Raw genomic sequence first — 17,492 nt, forward strand, 5'->3', positions numbered from 1 at the left:
CGGTTTTCCCCGGAAAAGCGCCTAGCGCTTTCCCTGGGGAATTGTATCAAAGAGGCGGTCCGACGTTTCCGTGAAACGATGAACCGCTCTTACAACCACGCTCTGTCCAGCACCAGAACAAGGAAGTTGCCATGCCGATCCCCGCCCCTTTTGTTTCTCAGCCAATGGCTATCGAGAAGGACTGGATCGATTATAACGGCCATCTCAACATGGCCTACTACAACGTCCTGTTCGACCGCTGTTCGGATGAAGCCTTTGAGGCGATGGGCATGGGGCTGGACTATGTCAAGAACCGCCGCCTCACCATCTACACCGCCGAAGTCCATGTCTGCTACGTGCAGGAACTGCATCTCGACCACAAGGTCACAGTTTCCTTCCAGCTCATCGACCATGACGAGAAGCGGCTGCGGTTCTACCAGGAAATCCGCCATGCCGACGGCTGGCTCGCCGCGACGTCCGAGCAGCTTGCACTGCATGTCGACATGTCCGGCCCCAAGGTAGCCCCCTTTCCCGCCGACGTGCTGGCCAAGATCGAAGCGATGCGCGCCGCCCACGCAGCCTTGCCGATGCCCGAGCGCGCCGGCCGCTCGATCGGCATCAAACGCAAGACGGCTTGAACCAGCTCGGGGCCCGCGTTAACCTTACCGAGGTTTTAACGGGAACAAGCCGATTGGACCGTTGCGCGACTCAGCGGGCCGTTCGAAAACGATCCGCATCGAAGTAGCGACACGGGCGGCGGGGCATAGCCGATTCGGGGGACGTGCATGAAAACCGATATCAAAGTCGAGGTGGACAGGCTCGCCGCCGATCCGCGCATTACCGACTATGATTTCTGGCGCTCGCTGAAGAACGTCAACAACGAGATCTTCCACATCGCCAACAACAATGAGCCGATCCCCTTCGACATGATCCGCTGGCGCGTCATCCTTAAGCAGGCCCGCATGAAGCGCGGCCACGCCTGACGCTGCGGGTAGAGCGGCCACTTCCGTTGACGACATTCCAGGGGTTTGACCTCAACCCTGTCGCCTGATCGCCGCCAGCGGCGAGCGCGCCGCCACCGGCGAAGACTGGATGATCGCCGTGTTGGTCATCGCGTAGGGAATGATACGGTCGATCACCCGTTCGAGCTCGGCCACCGAGCCGACATGCGCCAGCGCGATGAAACAGTCCTCGCCGGTTACCCGGTCGCATTGCGCGATCTCGGGTAGGTCGCGGATGATCTCGGCCACGACGGCGAGCTGCCCCGGCACCGGTCTGATGCGCAGCCATGCCGACAGGTTCAGGCCAAGCGCCGCCGGATTGATCCGCACGCAATAGGCTTCGATGACGCCGCTCTCCTGAAGCTGCTTGATGCGCTCGGACACGCTCGGCGCCGACAGGCCGACGGCGCGCGCCAGCTCGGCCGTGCTGGCGCGCGCATCTTTTTCCAGCAGGCGCAGTATCTTCAGATCGACCGCGTCGAGGTCGAGATTTTCGTTTCGAAGGCGCTTCATCAAAAACTCCTTGCATCCGGAAAGCGACCGAGGTCCCTGAACGACCACTACCCATATCAGACGGAAAAAATACCTGCGATACTGATCCGATGAACGATCGGACGCAAGTCCAAACCACGCCCGCAGGTGCGGCCTTCACCAGCCTGGCGACATCGCTGCCGCCGCATGTGTGGTTCTGCGTCAGCGCCGTGTTCCACTATCTCGGCCCTGCCGTCGCCGTGCTTTTGTTTGCGCAGATCGGCGTGCTGGGCATGGCCTGGCTGCGCATCGCCACCGCCGCGTTGATTTTCGCGCCGCTGACGCGTCCGTGGCGAACCTTCGCCCAGGCCGATTGGTCGACACGGCTGCTGCTGCTCGCCTTCGGCGCCTGTCTGGCAGTGATGAACTGCTCCTTCTATCTGGCGCTCGACCGCCTGCCGATTTCGCTGGTGGCCGCGATCGAATTCGTCGGCACCATCGGCGTCGCGCTGGTCGGTCTCCGAAGCGCGCGCAATCTCGCTGCCCTTGCCGTCGCCGTGGCCGGCACCTTGCTGCTGATCGACGTCAAATGGTCCAGCGATCCCATCGGCCTGTTCTGGGCCTTCCTCAACGGCGCGCTGTTTGTGGGCTATATCGTGCTTGGCCACCGCGTCGCCGCTTCAGGCGCCGGCGGCGGCATTGCCGGGCTCGGCGCCGCCATGGCCGTGGCCTTCCTGGTCGTGCTGCCGATCGGCCTCACCGACGCGTTGCCCGCCTTTTTCTCCGCGCCGCTGCTGCTGGCGGCCATCGGCGTCGGCATCTGCTCCTCGGTCATCCCCTATATCTGCGACCAGCTCGCCATGGCGCGGCTGCCGCGGTCGAGCTTCGCGCTGATGCTGTCGCTGCTGCCGGTCACCGCGACGCTGATCGGCATCCTCGTGCTGCGCCAGATCCCCGGCATCAGCGACTGCATCGGTATTGCGCTGGTGGTGGCCGGCGTCGCCTTGCATAGGCCTGCGAGCACGCAGTAGATCCTCCGCTAAGCCAGTTTCTCCTTCAGGAAGGCGACGGTCCGGCCCCAGGCGAGATCAGCCGCCTTCTTGTCATAGCGCGCTGCCGAAGTGTCATTGTTGAAGGCGTGATTGGCGCCTTCATAGACATAGACCGTGTATTCGACATGCGCGGCATCGAGTTCCTTCTTGAAGGCGTCGATGCCGGCATTGGTCCGTTCGTCCAATCCGGCATAGTGCAGCAGCAGCGCCGCCTTTATCTTGGAAACGTCCGCGGCCTTCGGCTGCATGCCGTAATAGGCGACACTTGCCGCCAGATCAGGCGCGTTGACGGCGAGCATGTTGGCCGTGCCGCCGCCCCAGCAGAAACCGACGACACCGACCTTGCCGTTGCCGTCCTTGTCGGCCTTGAGGAAAGCCACCGTCGCGACGCCATTGGCGACGGTCTGCGCCGGATCCAGCTTGGTGAACATGTCGCGCGCCTTGTCCTCGTCGGCGGGCGTGCCGCCGAGCGGCGACAGGAAATCCGGAGCGAGCGTCACGAACCCCTCCAGTGCCACGCGCCGGGCGACGTCGCGTATATGCGGGTTGAGCCCCCTGTTTTCGTGGATGACGATGACGGTGCCGAGCTTGCCCGCCTGGTCCGCCGGCTTGACCAGATAGCCCTTCATCTCGCCGCCGGCGCCGGGATAGGTGATGTCCTGGCCTTTCACGCGGGGATCGTTCTCGGCGACGATGGCCGCCTGGGCGGAATTCGCCGCCAGCATCGGTGCGATCGCCGCGGCCGCCGCCCCTGACCCGGCAAGCCGGGTCAGCTGCTCCATGAAGCGGCGGCGATCGAGTGTCAGATGCGTGTATTCGTCATAGGCGTCGATCATCGCCTGGGTGATCCCAGGCTTTGCGGGTCTCGTGGCGGCTGCTTTGGTCATGGCGCATTCCTCGGCTTCAGGCTTCAACACCGGAGCTACATAGGGGCGCGGCTGGCCCGGTCCAGCCTGGATGAGCGCAGCGGCAAGCATCGGCCGCAGCCGGCAATGTCGGCGCCCACATCACATTTTGGTCATCGCCATGAATCCTGCAGGCACCTGCCACAACAATAAGGGAAACTGCGTGCTACCGATGCGCCGTGCCATCCCGTCTCGACCAGAAGGAGCGCCGCCGATGACCATGCCGATCCTCACCAGCGCGTTCGTCCTTGCCCTGGCCTCTGCTCAGGCATTACGCTTCAGGCTTGCGGACGCAGGCAGGCGGTCGATGATCGAGCTTCGCATCGGCCGGGACCACTGCACGGACCCGAAATTCCCAAATTTGAGGTGAGACCATGAACGTCCAGGATATTGTCAACACCGTCTCGCAAAAGGCGGGCCTCGACCAGGCAACTACCGAGAAAGTCGTCGGCACCATCTTCTCGGTGCTGGAGCACGAGGCGGAAGACACCAACGTTTCGGGTTTCTTCGCCAAGATTCCCGGCGCCGACGATCTCGCCCGCCAATATGACGTCATGGCCGCCGGCGCGGCCGGCGGTGGCGGCCTGCTGTCGTCACTGCAAGGCGCGCTGGGCGGTGTTCTCGGCGAAAAGGCCGGCGCACTGATCAACGGCGTCGCCGCGCTCAAGGCCTCCGGCCTCGATATGGCGCAGATCAGGCAGGCCGGCGCCGCGCTGATCCAACAGGCCGAAGCCGCCGCCGGGCCTGACCTCACCAATGAAGTGCTCGGCTCGGTGCCAAGCCTGAAGAGCCATCTCGGAATCAGCTAGGGCGCGATCCTGCGGGACCGAACCCGTTCCTTACTTCGGCAGTGCGTATGCCATTACATAATCGCCGGGCTTGGTGCCGACCGAGCCATGGCCGCCGGCGACGATGACCACGAACTGGCGCCCGTCAGCCACCGTGTAGGTCATCGGCGTCGATTGCCCGCCGGCTGGCAGGCGCGCCTGCCAGAGCTGCCTGCCTGAGGTCAGGTCGTAGGCGCGCAGGTAGTCGTCGACCGCGGCGCCGAGGAAAGCCACCCCGCCGGCGGTGATCATCGGCCCGCCAATGCCGGGCACGCCGACCTTCAGCGGCAAAGGCAGCGGCGTCATGTCATAGACCGTGCCGTTCCTGTGCTTGTAGACGATCTGTCCGGTCCTGAGGTCGGCTCCGGCGACATAGCCCCATGGCGGCGCCTGGCACGGAATGCCGAGCGGCGACAGGAACGGTCCCATCACCACCGCATAAGGAGCGCCGTCATTTCGGTTCAGCCCCTGCTCGCTGCCCTTGGCGTCGCCTGGCGGCGGCACGTCCGCGCGGGGCACAAGCCTGGAGGTGAAGGCGAGATAGGTCGGCATGCCGAACAGCACCTGCCGGACCGGATCGACCGCCACGCCGCCCCAGTTGAAGACGCCGAAATTGCCGGGATAGACCAGCGTGCCCTGCAGCGATGGCGGCGTGTAGCGGCCCTCATAGCGCAGCCTGTGCAACGCAATCCGGCACGCCAGCTGGTCGAACATGGTGATGCCCCACATGTCGGCATCGGTCAGCGGCGGCGGATTGAAGGAAAGGTCCGACACCGGCTGCGTGGGCGATGTGTGGTCGCCTTCGATGGCGCCGCCGGGCGCCGGCACTTCCTTGACCGGGATGACCGGCTCGCCGGTGCGCCGGTCGAGCACGTAGAGGTCGCCCTGCTTGGTCGGCCCGACCAGCGCCGGCACGACCGTTCCGTCGGTCTTGGTGATGTCGACAAGGCTCGGCTGCGCCGGCACATCCATGTCCCAAAGGTCATGATGCACGGTCTGGCGCACCCATTTCAATTGCCCCGTATTGAGGTCGAGCGCGGTGATCGAGGAGGAGAATTTCTCGACGTTGGCGCTGCGGCCGGCGCCGAGCTGGTCCGGCGTCTGGTTGCCGAGCGGTATGTAGAGCAGGCCGAGCTTTTCGTCGGCACTCGGCGTCGACCACATGTTGGGCGAATTGGCGGTGTAGGTCTGGCCTGCCGCCAGCGGCGTGGTCTGGTCGGGATTGCCGGAATCCCAGTTCCAGATCAGCGCGCCCGTGGAGGCATCGAAGGCGCGGATGACGCCGGACGGCTCCTGCGTGGAATAATTGTCGTTGACCGCGCCGCCGACGATGATCTTGCCGCCTGATATCAGCGGCGCCGAGGTCGAATAGTAATAGCCGGACTTGGGATAAGGCATGCCGGTCAGAAGGTTCAGCGTGCCGCCTTCGGCAAAGGACGGACAGACCTGACCGTTGGCGGCGTCGAGCGCGATCAGCCGCGCGTCCGAAGTCGGCAGGTAGACACGCGCGGCGCAAGGCTGCCCGGCACCGATCTTGGCGTCGGCGTAGTAGGAGACGCCGCGGCAGGTCTGGTGCTGGCGGTCCTTGTCGAGCTTGACCTGGGGATCGTAGCGCCACTTCTCCTTGCCCGTGGCGGCGTCGATGGCGATGGCGAAATTGTGCGGCGTGCAGATGTAGAGCGTATCGGCGATCTTCAGCGGCGTCACCTGGTAGGTGGTCTCGCCGACATCGTCGGGACCTTTCACGTCGCCGGTGCGATAAGTCCAGGCCGGCTGCAGGTTGGCGACGTTCTCCGGCGTGATCTGGTCGAGCGGCGAATAGCGCTGGCCATAGGGCGTACGGCCGTAGAAGTGCCATTCGCCGGCAGGTATGTCGCCGCCTAGATCGGCCGCCGGGGTCACCTTGTCGGTGTCGAGATTGCCGGCAATATCCTTGGGATCGGTCGTCATTGAATAGCCGGCGACCGCCAGCGACGCCAAAACGGCGAGAATGAGCGGCGCGCGGCCATCGGGACCAACAAGGCCCCGCCTCGCCCACGGCGTCAGCAGCCACAACGCGACGAGCACGATGATGCCGCCGCGCGGCCCGAGTTCCCACCAGTCGAAGCCGATTTCCCAGACCGCCCAGGCAAGCGTGCCCAGCACGATCGCGGCGTAGAGCCAGAGCGCGGTGGATCTGCGCCGGTAGAGCAGCCATGCTGCGATGAGGAAGGCGATGCCTGATATGATGTAGTACCAGCTGCCTCCCAGTGAAGCCAACCAGATGCCGCCGGCGCCAAGCGCGAGGCCGATGAGGAGGAGAATGAGGGAGGTGATGGTGACAGCCAAGATGATACTCCTTCGACTGTTGCGCGCCTCGAGGCGGCCGTGGGCAACAGGATCCCCTCCCTGCCCTTTGCGCAGCTTTCCCTCACCCGCCCTGCCTGTCAAGCAGGCCGGAAACAATCAGGAGTGGAACAAAACGTAGACAGTTCTGGTCTTTCTCCACCGAATCACTACATTCGGGGGCGATGTCCGGCTTTTCCGAAGACATGCCCTTTTTCGATGAACCCGATGCGCGGCCCACCGCCCCGTCGGGCATCGCCGCGCGCGCCATGGCTGCCCGCGGCGGCCACAACAACGCGCCCGACTATCTCAAGGGGTTGAACCCCGAGCAGCGGCTGGCGGTGGAAACCACCGAAGGTCCCGTTCTGGTGCTGGCCGGCGCCGGCACCGGCAAGACGCGCGTCTTGACCACCCGCATCGCCCACATCCTGGCGACCGGAAAAGCCTTTCCCTCGCAGATCCTAGCCGTGACCTTCACCAACAAGGCCGCGCGCGAGATGAAGCAGCGCATAGGTATCCTGATCGGCGAAGGCAATGTCGAGGGCATGCCCTGGCTCGGCACCTTCCACTCGATCGGCGTCAAGCTCTTGCGCAGGCACGCCGAGCTTGCCGGGCTGAAATCCGACTTCACCATTCTCGACACCGACGACGTCGTGCGGCTGATCAAGCAATTGATCCAGGCCGAGGGCCTCGACGACAAGCGCTGGCCGGCCAAGCAGTTCGCGCAGATGATCGACGGCTGGAAGAACAAGGGGCAAGGCCCGGACGACATTGCCGAGGGCGATGCGCGTAGTTTCGCCAACGGCAAGGGCCGCGAGCTCTACAAGGCCTATCAGGAGCGCCTGCAGACGCTGAACGCCTGCGATTTCGGCGATCTGCTCTGCCACCCTATCCGCATCTTCCGCGCCAATCCGGACGTGCTGAAGGAGTATCACAAGCGGTTCAGATACATCCTGGTCGACGAGTACCAGGACACCAACACCGCGCAATACATGTGGCTGCGACTCCTGGCACAGCGGCCAAATAGCGGGCGTAGCGCGACGTCTACGGATTTGCATTCGGCCGAAGGCCGCAAGCCCGACCGGGCGTCCGAGCCTTCGCGAGGCCCCTCCCGCGACACCGAAGGCGCGCAGAAAAGAGGGGTCGGGCCCGCGCCGGCAGGCGCGGAACAGCCCGTGAGCGAAAACAAAGTAAACATCTGCTGCGTCGGCGACGACGACCAGTCGATCTATGGCTGGCGCGGCGCGGAGGTCGACAACATCCTGCGCTTCGACAAGGATTTTCCCGGCGCCACCATCATCCGGCTGGAGCGCAATTATCGTTCCACCGCGCATATCCTCGGCGCCGCTTCGCACCTCATCGCCCACAATGAAGGCCGCTTCGGCAAGACGCTGTTCACCGATCGCGACGATCCCGAGGACGGCAAGGTCAACGTCCACGCCGCCTGGGATTCCGAGGAGGAAGCGCGCGCTGTCGGCGAGACCATCGAGGCTTATCAGCGCCAGAAGCACAATCTCAACGACATGGCGATCCTGGTGCGGGCGTCCTTCCAGATGCGCGAGTTCGAGGACCGCTTCGTCACGCTCGGTCTCAACTACCGCGTCATTGGCGGCCCGCGCTTCTATGAGCGCATGGAGATCCGCGACGCGCTTGCCTTCTTCCGCGTCGTCGCGCAAGGCGCCGACGATCTCGCCTTCGAGCGCATCGTCAATGTGCCCAAGCGCGGCCTCGGCGAAACCACCATCCGCCAGATCCACGACACGGCCCGCGCGCTGCGCGTACCGATGTTGGAAGCCGCCGCCAAGCTCGCCGAGAGCGATGAATTGAAGCCCAAACCGCGCGCCGCATTGCGCGAGGTCGCGGCCAATTTCGAACGCTGGCAGAAGGCGCTGGAAACCACGCCGCACACCGAACTGGCCGAGACCATCCTGGAAGAGAGCGGCTACACCGACATGTGGAAGAACGACCGTTCGGTCGAAGCGCCCGGCCGGCTGGAGAACCTCAAGGAGCTGATCCGCTCCATGGAGGAGTATGAATCGCTGCGCTCCTTCCTCGAACATGTCGCTCTGGTCATGGACGCCGAGCAGAACGCCGAACTCGACGCCGTCAACATCATGACGCTGCATTCGGCCAAAGGCCTCGAATTCGAGACCGTTTTTCTCCCGGGCTGGGAGGAAGGCCTGTTCCCGCACCAGCGCGCGCTGGACGAAGGCGGCCGTTCCGGCCTGGAGGAGGAGCGCCGGCTGGCCTATGTCGGCGTCACCCGTGCCAAGAAGAACCTGCACATCTGGTTCGTCTCCAACCGCCGCATCCACGGCCTGTGGCAATCGACGATTCCCTCCCGCTTCCTCGATGAACTGCCTGAAACCCATGTCGAAGTCGCCGAAAGCGGCAACTCCTATGGCGGCTACGGCAATTCCTATGGCGGCGGCTCGTTCGCTTCCGGCCGGGGCGGCCAGGGGGCAGGAAGACAGAACCCCTATGGCGCCTCGCGCTTCGACAATGTCGGCGCCGAAAAATCCGGCGCCTTCTCCAACAGCTACGCCACGCCGGGCTGGCAGCGGGCGCAGCAGAACCGCACCGAAGCGACCGATCGCAACTGGGGCTCGCGCTCCGGCCACCAGGTCGAGCGCATCGGCTATGGCGAGACCGACAGCGGCTACGGCGCCGGCCGCACGAGCATCAAGGGCCGCACCATCGATGGCGAGTTGGTCGCCAAATCCGTCGCCGACACGCCGTCCCCCTTCAACGTCGGCGACCGCGTCTTCCACCAGAAATTCGGCAACGGCAACATCGCGGCCATCGAAGGCAACAAGCTGACCATCGACTTCGACAAGGCCGGCCAGAAACGCGTGCTGGATGGGTTTGTCGCGGCTGTGTGAGAAAAAATGGACACTCACTCGCGTAAGGAGCTGGTCAAAAATCCTGAGGTTTTCTTGTGAAAATCGAAGTAGATTTTGACCCTAATTATATTTGCGATTTCACAGCCAAAATTGATTGGAATGAATTCCAATAGCGTGGACGTCCGAAGTGAACGGAACTTTCGGTAGTCACCCGGGCCGGACCGCTCAATCCACCTTCTTCTCGCCCGCCTCGCCGGCCTTGACGATATCTCCCGTAGTGAACAGGATTTCCTTCAGTTCCGCGCGCCAGTCCTGCTTCTGACGCAGCAGGAATTCGAGGTCCATGCCGAAATGCTTGAACTCCTCGCCTTGCGCGTTCTTCATGATGGCGCGGGCCTGCGGGTCCTTCTCCACCGACATGCGCTGTTCATACCAGGAGATCGCTTCCGCTTCCTCGATCAGCGAGGTGATCATGCGGGCGAAGGTTCGCACCTCCTGCGACAATTCTTCGGGCGGTTCGTGGTACTGGTCGAAACCCATGTGGTCGTCCTCCCTCAATGGCTCGCAATGCGAGCAGGCACCGGCCGTGCCATGAATGCATGAGAGGTGCAGCAGGTTCCGGATCGCACCCACAATTCAGGACGATGAGAGGAATAAGCTATCTCACGAGACCGGCGCCGCCCCGCCCTGTTCGGTGCGGCGCGCGATGAATTCATCGAGCACAGCCGACGTGGCAATGGCCGTCGCCGGCGGCTCGAAATCGGCGAGGATGCGCTTCCAGATACCGGTGGCGCGTTCGGTTGCGGTCTTGGAACCGGCCTGCGTCCAGTTGCCGAAATTCGACCAGTCGGCCACCAGCGGCTCGTAGAAAGCGGTGCGGTAGCGCGCCATGGTGTGACCTGCCGAGAAGAAATGGCCGCCGGGCTGCACTTCGGCGATCGCCTCGAAGCCGATGGCATCGTCGTCGCCGGGCGTGGCGGCGCACAGTTCAGCCACCGTCTGCAACGCCTCGATGTCGGTGACCAGCTTTTCGAAGGAAACGCTCAGCCCCCCCTCCAGCCAGCCGGCGGCATGGATGCACACGGTGGCGCCTGCCAGCACCGAGCCCCACAGCGCAAACTGCGTCTCATGCGCCGCCTGCGCATCGGAGATGTTGGCCGCGCTGCCGCCGCCCGAACGCCACGGCAGGCCGGTGAAGCGCGCCAGTTGGCCGGCTCCGAGCGTCGCCTTGATATGCTCCGGCGTGCCGAAGGCCGGCGCGCCCGATTTCATGTCGACATTGGAGGAGAAGGAGCCGTAGACGACAGGAGCGCCCGGCCGCACGATCTGCGCCAGCGTCAACCCGGCCAGCGCCTCGGCATGCTGCAGCGTCAGCGCGCCGGCCACCGTGATCGGGGCCATCGCACCCGCCAGGCAGAAGGGCGTGATGATCAGGACCTGGCCCGCCCTGGCGAAGTCGATGATGCCTTGCGCCATCGGGATGTCGAGCTGGCGCGGCGAATTGGTGTTGATGACGGTGTAGCAATGGGCGCCCGAGCGGAACTCGTCCTCGGACAGCCCGCGCGCCAACCTGATCATGTCGAAACTATCGTCGACCTGCGGGGTGCCGCGCGCGAAGATGAAGGGAAGCTTGTCCGACAGGGTCAGTTGCGCCCGGTTGACGGCGTAGTGGCGAAAACGGTTGTCGATGTCCTGCGGCTCGACGCAAGGTCCCAGCATGTGCAGCACGTCGAAATGCTGCACCAGCTTGATGAACTCCTCGAAGGCCGCCAGTGTGCCTGGTCGGCGGCCGCGTTCGAGGTCAGTGACGTTCGGCGCGCCGCACCCTGCCAGGAAGGTCATCGACCCGAGTTCCAGCGTCAGATCGCGGGAGCGGTCACCGGCATGGGTCTGGATCGATTTTGGCGCCGAGGCCAGTGCGGCCGCCACGATGTCGCGGCCGATCCGCACCATGTCGGTTTCGGGGTCGATCAGAGCGCCGGCGCGAGCGAGCAGGTCGCGCGCCTGCGGCAGCAGAACCTTGATGCCCAGCTCTTCCAGCACGCGCAGCGCCGTGTCGTGGATCGAAGCGACGTGGTCGTCCGAAAAGATTGGCTGCGGCAGGAATGGGTTCTTCAGAGAGCGGTAATTGGGCCGGCGGCTGCTCTCGCTGCCGGCCTCGCCGATGCGTCCTCGCCGGCGCTCGCGCCTGCCTTCGCGTGCCGCGTCATCGATCATCCGGAAACCTCCTCATTGCCGCATCGCCTTGCCCAAGGGATCGTAGGGCGAAGCCGGAATGACACGCGCCGGCCGCTCGGTGCCGACAATGTGCACGCAAAGCGCCGTTCCTTCCTCGGCAAAATCGTCATCCACCAACGCCAGCGCGACGCTCTTGCCGATCGTGTAGCCAAAGCCGCCGGAGGTGACGAAGCCGACGCGCCGAGCGCCGTGCCAGACCGGCTCGAAGCCGCTGGCGTCCGCGTCGATGGCATCGACTTCCAGCGTCACGATCCGTCGTGCAACACCGGCCTTGCGTTCCTTCAGCGCCGCCTCGCGGCCAATGAAATCGCCCTTGTCGAAAGCAATGAAGCGGTCGAGCCCTGTCTGGCCGGGCGTGTAGCCTTGCGTGAATTCACGCGACCAGATGCCGAAGCTCTTTTCCAGCCGAAGCGCGTTGAGTGCGTAATAGCCAATCTCGGCGAGGCCGAGATCCTCGCCGGCGGCAAGCAGCGTTTCGCGCAATGTGGCATGCATGGCGGCCGGGCAGTTGATCTCGAAGCCGAGTTCGCCGGCGATGGAGAGGCGAGCCATCCTTGCCCGCACCATGCCGATGTCGAATTCGCCGCATGCGATGAATGGCAAGGCTTTGGCGGAGATGTCCTGGTGCGTCGTGCGCTCGACGATCTTTCTGGCATTGGGGCCGGTGACCAGAAAGCCCGACATCGCATCTGAAATATCGGTGACGCAAACGCCTTCAGCCATATGCGCTTCGAACCAGCGCATGTGGAATTCGCGCAGATAGTAGGAGCCCATCAGCCAGTAGTCGCCATTGCCCCAGTTGAAGACGGTGAGATCGCCCTTCAGCCGCCCGTCCGGCCCGAGCATCGGCGCCAGCCTCGCCTGTCCCGCCTTCGGCAGCCTGCAGGCCAGCAGCCTGTCGAGCCAAGCCTCCGCGCCCGGTCCCGAGGTCGCGTAGCGCGCATAGGCCGAGATATCGATGAGGCCGGCGGCGCGCCGGACTTGCAGCGCCTCGTCACCGACGATGTCGAAGGCGTTGGAACGCCTGAGCGTCGTCTCCTCGCGGAATCCCATCGGCGCGAAATAGGCGGGGATTTCCAGCCCCCAGGAGGCCGTCCATTCGCAGCCCGCCGCACTCATGCCGTCATAGGCGCCGGGGCGTTTCAGCGGCCGGCCCGCAGGCAGCCGTTCGTTGGGAAAGGTCATGACGAAACGACGAGAATAAAACTGTCGCGTCGTCTGCCTGAGATATTCCCGGTTTGCGGCGAAGGCGCCGTAGCGGGCGATGTCCATGCCGAAAATGTCGGCCTGCGGCTCGCCGTAAATCATCCACTCGGCCAGCGACTTGCCGACGCCGCCGCCCTGGCTGAAGCCGGCCATGACGCCGCAGGCGACCCAGTAATTCTTCAGGCCGCGGACCGGCCCGACGATCGGATTGCCGTCCGGGGTGAAGGTGAAGGCGCCGTTGACCCATTTGCGGATGCCTGCCGTCGCCAGGCAAGGGAAGCGCTCATGCGCCTTGGCAAGTTCCGGGCCGATGCGGTCGATGTCTTCGGGGATGAGCTCGATGCCGTAATCCCACGGCGCGCCGTCCATGTTCCAGTGCTTCGGGTTCTGCTCGTAGACGCCGAGCAGCACGCCCTTGCGCTCCTGCCGCAGATAGGAAAAGCCGTCGAGATCGACGGCCAGGCCGATCTCCTTGTCGAGGGCAGCGACTTCCGGAATGTCCTCGGTGACGAAATAATGGTGCTCCATCGGCGTCACCGGCAGTTCAACCCCGGCCATGCGGCCGAGTTGCTTGGCCCACAACCCGCCGGCATTCACGACATGCTCGGCGGTGATGGTGCGTTGCTCTGTGACGACATCCCAATGGCCGTCGGCGCGCGCCTTCAGCTCGACCACGCGGTTGCGCAGGATCACGTCGGCGCCGCGCTTCTTGGCGGCACCGACATACGCATGCGTCGTGCCGTAAGGGTCGAGATGGCCCTCGTTGGAATCGTATAGGCCGCCAAGCACGCCGGTGACGTCGACGATCGGGCAGATCGCCATGATCTCGTCAGGCGTCACCAGCCGGGCGGTCTCGATGCCGACCGACTGGAATACCGCCCAGGCCGATTTCAGCCACTCCCAGCGCGCCGGATCGCTGGCGATGTTGACGCCGCCAGTCATGTGCAGCCCGACGTCCTGGCCGGATTCGGCCTCGATCTCGCGGTAAAGGTTGATGGTGTAATCCTGCAGCGCGGCGACATTGGGGTCGGCATTGAGCGCGTGGAACCCCGCCGCCGCATGCCAAGTCGACCCCGCCGTCAGTTCGGCGCGCTCGATCAGCGCCACATCCGACCAGCCGAACCGCGCCAGGTGATAGAGCACCGAAGCGCCCACCACTCCTCCCCCGATGACGACTGCGCGGTAGTGAGACTTCAAGGCTTCCCTCCTCCACGGACTGTTCGAAACCGGAACCATATACGTACTGTACATGAGTGTCTAGTACTACGAACAGCTCCTGGACGCTGTCGAACCTGTGTCGGAACGATCGATTTTTTGGCGCGGCCGCACTTCCCCAGCAGCGTCGCGGCGGGCCGACGCGAATGCGTCACCAACTGTCATGCAAGCATCATGTTCGCGCCTTAGACCGCTTGCCGAGGGCACAAGCGGCCCTCCAGGGCGGCAGCCTCGCCGCCGCCAGGCAACCTCAGAATTCCGCCGTCCCGGCGCTTTGTCATCAAGGGGATTCCATGACGCATCTACGCTCATTCTCGTTGCGGCTGCTGGTCGCCGCGCTGGCGGCCTCGGCCGTTTCGCTGCCCGCCTTCGCCGACAGCTCGGCCAGCGTCGGCGGCGCCAGTTTCGTCAACAAGGGGCTGGTGGGGGTTGGCCGCATCCCGGCCGGCCAGCGCGACAGGTTCGGCGAGACCTTCGGCTCCGGCTCCGGCATGTCGATCGACACCGCGGGCTGGACGCATGATGCCGGCACCTACAGAGGCTCGCTGTGGCTGCTGCCCGACCGCGGTTATAACGTCGTCGGTACCACCGACTACCGGCCGCGCCTCAACACGATCAACATCGAGTTCGCCCCGGTGGCGCCAGGTGCCGCGCCCGCGGCCGGCCAGGAGCAGACCGGCGTCAAGGCGACGCTCGCCGACACCATGCTCCTGACCGACGACAAGGGCGCCGACGCCAGCGGTCTCGACCCGCTGAACGGCGTGCGTCCCGCCGCCGGCGACATGCCTGTCCTGCCGCAGGCCGACAATGGCAAGCTCGCGCTCGACAACGAGGCGATCGTGCGGCTGCCCGACGGCACCATGCTCGTCTCCGACGAATACGGTCCCGACATCTACCGCTTCTCCGCCGACGGCCGTCTGATGTCGGCGACCCAGCCTCCGGCCGCGCTCGTGCCGATGCGCCACGGCACGGCCAATTTTGCTTCCGACAATCCGGGCCCAGGTGCTGCCGAACCCGACCCAAAGGATCCCGAAACCGGCCGCCAGAACAATCAGGGCCTCGAAGGCATGGCAATGACGCCGGACGGCAAGTTCGTAATCGCGGTCTTGCAGTCGGCGACCCGGCAGGACGGCGGCGATTCGGCCTCGACGCGCCAGAACACCAGGGCGCTGATCTATGACGCCTCCGATCTTGCCCATCTCAAGCTGGCACATGAATATGTCGTGCCGCTGCCGGTGTTCAAGGACGCCAAGGGCAAGACCAAGGTGGCTGCGCAAAGCGAGATCGTGGCGCTGTCGGATACCGCTTTCCTGATGCTGGCGCGCGACAGCGGCAACGGCCAGGGCCTGAAGGGCGAGGAGTCGCTGTATCGCAAGATCGACATTGTCGACCTTTCCGGCGCGACCGACATCGCCGGCGGTGCCTTCGATGCCGCCGACAAGCCGGTGGCGCCCAAGGGCGTGCTCGATCCGTCGGTGACGCCGGCAAGGCTGACGCCGTTCATCGACATCAACGACAAGGCCGAGCTTGCCCGCTTCGGCCTGCACAATGGCGCGCCCAATGACAAGGACAACCTCTCGGAAAAGTGGGAAGCGATGTCGCTGGCGAGCGTGCTCGATCCGAAGCTGCCCGACGACTATTTCCTGTTCGTCGCCAACGACAACGATTTCCTCGCCCAGGACGGTTTCCAGGTCGGCGCGCCCTACAAGGCCGAGGACGGCGCCGATGTCGACACCATGTTCCTTGTCTATCAGGTCACGCTTCCCGGCCTCGCCAGGAAGTAAGCATCTTGCAGCAGGCGCCGCCTGGCGCCTCCTGCCCGACAAGCTTGATCGGATGCACGACGGCGTGCCTTGCCCGCCGTCGCTCCTTTCGCAAGGGTGCATCCCGGTCGGGCCTGCGGTATCCTGCGTGCCGGACTCAAAAGAACCAGCTTTGCCGGATGCCCGCCATGGATGAAAAGATGCCCGCGCGCCGGCGCACCGGTGACCTGACCAGCGGCCCCATTCCGCGCACGCTCCTGCTGTTCGCCCTGCCGGTGCTCGGCTCCAACGTGCTGCAATCGCTCAACGGCTCGGTCAACGCTGTCTGGGTCGGCCGCTTCCTCGGCGAATCCGCGCTTACCGCCACCTCGAATGCCAATCTGGTGCTGTTCCTCATCCTCGGCACGGTATTCGGCATCGGCATGGCGGCCACCATACTGGTGGCGCAATCGGTCGGCGCCCGCGATCTCCCCGAGGCACGCCGCATCGTCGGCACCAGCGCCACCTTCTTTTTCTTCGTCTCGGTGCTGTTCGCCGTCTGCGGCTGGATCTGGGTCGACACCATTCTGGGCGCGCTCGGCACACCGCCCGACGCCTTGCCGCTGGCGCGCTCCTATTTGCGCATCATCTTCGTCGCCGTGCCGATGATGAACCTTCTGTCCTTTGTCATGACGGTGCTGCGCGGCGCCGGCGATTCGCGCACGCCGTTCTTTTTCATGGCGCTCGCCGTCGTGCTCGACATCATCTTGAACCCACTGCTCATCCGCGGCATCGGGCCGTTCCCCGAGCTCGGCATCGCCGGCTCGGCGACCTCGACGCTTGTCGGCCAGACAGTGAGCGTCATTGCCATCCTGATCGTGCTCTATGTCCGCAAGCATCCGCTGCGTCTGGCCGGCGCCAATCTGGCGCTGCTGCGGCCGGACCCCGCCTTGCTGCGCGTCGTCGTCTTCAAGGGCGTTCCGATGGGTTTGCAGATGATCGTGATTTCGGCCGCGGCCCTGACGGTGATGGGCATCGTCAATTCCTACGGTTCGCAGGTGGCCGCCGCCTACGGCATCGCCGCGCAGTTATGGACCTACATCCAGATGCCCGCGCTCGCCATCGGCGCGGCCGTGTCCTCGATGGCGGCGCAGAACGTCGGCGCCGGCCGCTGGGACCGCATCAGCCGCATCGCAGCGTCAGGCGTCGGCTTCAACCTGGTGCTGACCGGTGCTCTCGTGGCACTTCTATGGGTCTTCGATCGCTCGATCCTCAGCCTGTTCCTGAGCCGCGACAGCGCGGCGATAGACATCGCCGCTCACATCAACAACGTCGCGTCCTGGTCGTTCATCCTGTTCGGCGTCACCATCGTGCTGTTCGCCACCGTGCGCGCCACGGGCGCCGTGATGCCGCCGCTGGTCATCCTGGTGATCTCGGTACTGGTCGTGCGCACCGGCTTTGCCTATTTCATGCGGGATGTGATCGGCGAGGAGGCGCTGTGGTGGAGTTTCCCCGCCGGCTCGATCACCTCCCTGCTGCTGGCCGCGGCCTACTACCGTCTCGGCGGCTGGCGCACCCTGCACATGATCGAGAACCGGCCGGCCGCCGGCGAGCCGCCCGACACCGGGCTCGGCGTGCCGCGCCAGCGCGCGCATTTTTCCCCAGAGACGCCGAACGGCTGAAGCTGG

Annotated in this window: 14 protein-coding genes; 8 read left to right on the forward strand and 6 right to left on the reverse strand. The window is 64.7% G+C overall.

Annotated elements, in window-relative coordinates; all coding sequences use genetic code 11:
* Positions 1-131: 131 nt before the first annotated feature.
* Positions 132-617, forward strand: coding sequence for a thioesterase family protein (locus FJ979_RS02740; protein ID WP_140495288.1), 486 nt, complete (start codon positions 132-134; stop codon positions 615-617).
* A 147-nt stretch (positions 618-764) separates the two neighbouring features.
* On the forward strand, positions 765-962 hold the full coding sequence (locus FJ979_RS02745; RefSeq protein ID WP_140495286.1) for a hypothetical protein: 198 nt from the start codon (positions 765-767) through the stop codon (positions 960-962).
* Between the two features lie 51 nt (positions 963-1,013).
* On the opposite strand, the gene FJ979_RS02750 is transcribed toward FJ979_RS02745, so the two are convergent.
* Entirely contained in the window at positions 1,014-1,493 is a 480-nt protein-coding gene (locus tag FJ979_RS02750) for an Lrp/AsnC family transcriptional regulator (protein WP_140579993.1), read from the reverse strand.
* 89 nt (positions 1,494-1,582) lie between these two features.
* Between FJ979_RS02750 and FJ979_RS02755 the strand changes: the two genes are divergently transcribed.
* Positions 1,583-2,482, forward strand: coding sequence for an EamA family transporter (locus FJ979_RS02755; protein ID WP_140557565.1), 900 nt, complete (start codon positions 1,583-1,585; stop codon positions 2,480-2,482).
* An 8-nt stretch (positions 2,483-2,490) separates the two neighbouring features.
* Here the strand turns inward: FJ979_RS02755 and FJ979_RS02760 are convergent, their stop codons facing one another.
* Positions 2,491-3,390, reverse strand: coding sequence for a dienelactone hydrolase family protein (locus tag FJ979_RS02760; RefSeq protein WP_140579994.1), 900 nt, complete (start codon positions 3,388-3,390; stop codon positions 2,491-2,493).
* Positions 3,391-3,622: 232 nt separating this feature from the next.
* On the opposite strand from FJ979_RS02760, the gene FJ979_RS32430 reads away from it, so the two are divergent.
* Both FJ979_RS32430 and FJ979_RS02765 read left to right on the forward strand, forming a co-directional pair.
* The gene (locus tag FJ979_RS32430) at positions 3,623-3,778 is read left to right on the forward strand and encodes a hypothetical protein (protein WP_181181771.1); all 156 of its coding nucleotides are present in this window, start codon (positions 3,623-3,625) and stop codon (positions 3,776-3,778) included.
* Positions 3,779-3,782: 4 nt separating this feature from the next.
* Positions 3,783-4,217: a hypothetical protein gene (locus FJ979_RS02765; protein WP_140579995.1), complete on the forward strand. Its 435-nt coding sequence runs from the start codon at positions 3,783-3,785 to the stop codon at positions 4,215-4,217.
* Between the two features lie 30 nt (positions 4,218-4,247).
* Here the strand turns inward: FJ979_RS02765 and FJ979_RS02770 are convergent, their stop codons facing one another.
* A complete protein-coding gene (locus tag FJ979_RS02770) occupies positions 4,248-6,563 on the reverse strand; it encodes a glucose/quinate/shikimate family membrane-bound PQQ-dependent dehydrogenase (protein ID WP_140579996.1) in 2,316 nt (771 codons plus the stop codon).
* 182 nt (positions 6,564-6,745) lie between these two features.
* On the opposite strand from FJ979_RS02770, the gene FJ979_RS02775 reads away from it, so the two are divergent.
* Positions 6,746-9,442, forward strand: a complete 2,697-nt coding sequence (locus tag FJ979_RS02775) for a UvrD-helicase domain-containing protein (protein ID WP_140579997.1) — start codon at positions 6,746-6,748, stop codon at positions 9,440-9,442.
* A 186-nt stretch (positions 9,443-9,628) separates the two neighbouring features.
* Here the strand turns inward: FJ979_RS02775 and FJ979_RS02780 are convergent, their stop codons facing one another.
* The 3 genes from FJ979_RS02780 to FJ979_RS02790 form a co-directional block, all read right to left on the reverse strand.
* Entirely contained in the window at positions 9,629-9,943 is a 315-nt protein-coding gene (locus tag FJ979_RS02780; RefSeq protein ID WP_140495272.1) for a hypothetical protein, read from the reverse strand.
* Positions 9,944-10,066: 123 nt separating this feature from the next.
* Positions 10,067-11,620 carry a trimethylamine methyltransferase family protein gene (locus FJ979_RS02785; RefSeq protein WP_140579998.1) on the reverse strand — a complete coding sequence of 518 codons (1,554 nt, stop codon included), beginning with the start codon at positions 11,618-11,620 and terminating at the stop codon, positions 10,067-10,069.
* A 12-nt stretch (positions 11,621-11,632) separates the two neighbouring features.
* Positions 11,633-14,044, reverse strand: a complete 2,412-nt coding sequence (locus tag FJ979_RS02790; protein ID WP_140557557.1) for an FAD-dependent oxidoreductase — start codon at positions 14,042-14,044, stop codon at positions 11,633-11,635.
* Positions 14,045-14,355: 311 nt separating this feature from the next.
* Here FJ979_RS02790 and FJ979_RS02795 point away from each other — a divergent pair, with 311 nt between their 5' ends.
* Together FJ979_RS02795 and FJ979_RS02800 are read left to right on the forward strand one after the other, a co-directional pair.
* A complete protein-coding gene (locus FJ979_RS02795) occupies positions 14,356-15,846 on the forward strand; it encodes an esterase-like activity of phytase family protein (RefSeq protein WP_140557555.1) in 1,491 nt (496 codons plus the stop codon).
* A 167-nt stretch (positions 15,847-16,013) separates the two neighbouring features.
* The gene (locus tag FJ979_RS02800; protein ID WP_140579999.1) at positions 16,014-17,486 is read left to right on the forward strand and encodes an MATE family efflux transporter; all 1,473 of its coding nucleotides are present in this window, start codon (positions 16,014-16,016) and stop codon (positions 17,484-17,486) included.
* Positions 17,487-17,492 lie beyond the last annotated feature (6 nt).

It is taken from the genome of Mesorhizobium sp. B1-1-6, assembly GCF_006443035.1.
GTDB lineage: Bacteria > Pseudomonadota > Alphaproteobacteria > Rhizobiales > Rhizobiaceae > Mesorhizobium.

Excerpts from the sequence above, each read along its gene's own strand:
- FJ979_RS02745 (WP_140495286.1), top strand. The coding sequence starts at position 765 with ATGAAAACCGATATCAAAGTCGAGGTGGACAGGCTCGCCGCCGATCCG.
- FJ979_RS02740 (WP_140495288.1), top strand. The coding sequence starts at position 132 with ATGCCGATCCCCGCCCCTTTTGTTTCTCAGCCAATGGCTATCGAGAAG.
- FJ979_RS02765 (WP_140579995.1), top strand. The coding sequence starts at position 3,783 with ATGAACGTCCAGGATATTGTCAACACCGTCTCGCAAAAGGCGGGCCTC.
- FJ979_RS02780 (WP_140495272.1), bottom strand. The coding sequence starts at position 9,943 with ATGGGTTTCGACCAGTACCACGAACCGCCCGAAGAATTGTCGCAGGAG.
- FJ979_RS02795 (WP_140557555.1), top strand. The coding sequence starts at position 14,356 with ATGACGCATCTACGCTCATTCTCGTTGCGGCTGCTGGTCGCCGCGCTG.
- FJ979_RS02800 (WP_140579999.1), top strand. The coding sequence starts at position 16,014 with ATGGATGAAAAGATGCCCGCGCGCCGGCGCACCGGTGACCTGACCAGC.
- FJ979_RS02755 (WP_140557565.1), top strand. The coding sequence starts at position 1,583 with ATGAACGATCGGACGCAAGTCCAAACCACGCCCGCAGGTGCGGCCTTC.
- FJ979_RS02775 (WP_140579997.1), top strand. The coding sequence starts at position 6,746 with ATGTCCGGCTTTTCCGAAGACATGCCCTTTTTCGATGAACCCGATGCG.
- FJ979_RS32430 (WP_181181771.1), top strand. The coding sequence starts at position 3,623 with ATGACCATGCCGATCCTCACCAGCGCGTTCGTCCTTGCCCTGGCCTCT.
- FJ979_RS02785 (WP_140579998.1), bottom strand. The coding sequence starts at position 11,620 with ATGATCGATGACGCGGCACGCGAAGGCAGGCGCGAGCGCCGGCGAGGA.
- FJ979_RS02760 (WP_140579994.1), bottom strand. The coding sequence starts at position 3,390 with ATGACCAAAGCAGCCGCCACGAGACCCGCAAAGCCTGGGATCACCCAG.
- FJ979_RS02750 (WP_140579993.1), bottom strand. The coding sequence starts at position 1,493 with ATGAAGCGCCTTCGAAACGAAAATCTCGACCTCGACGCGGTCGATCTG.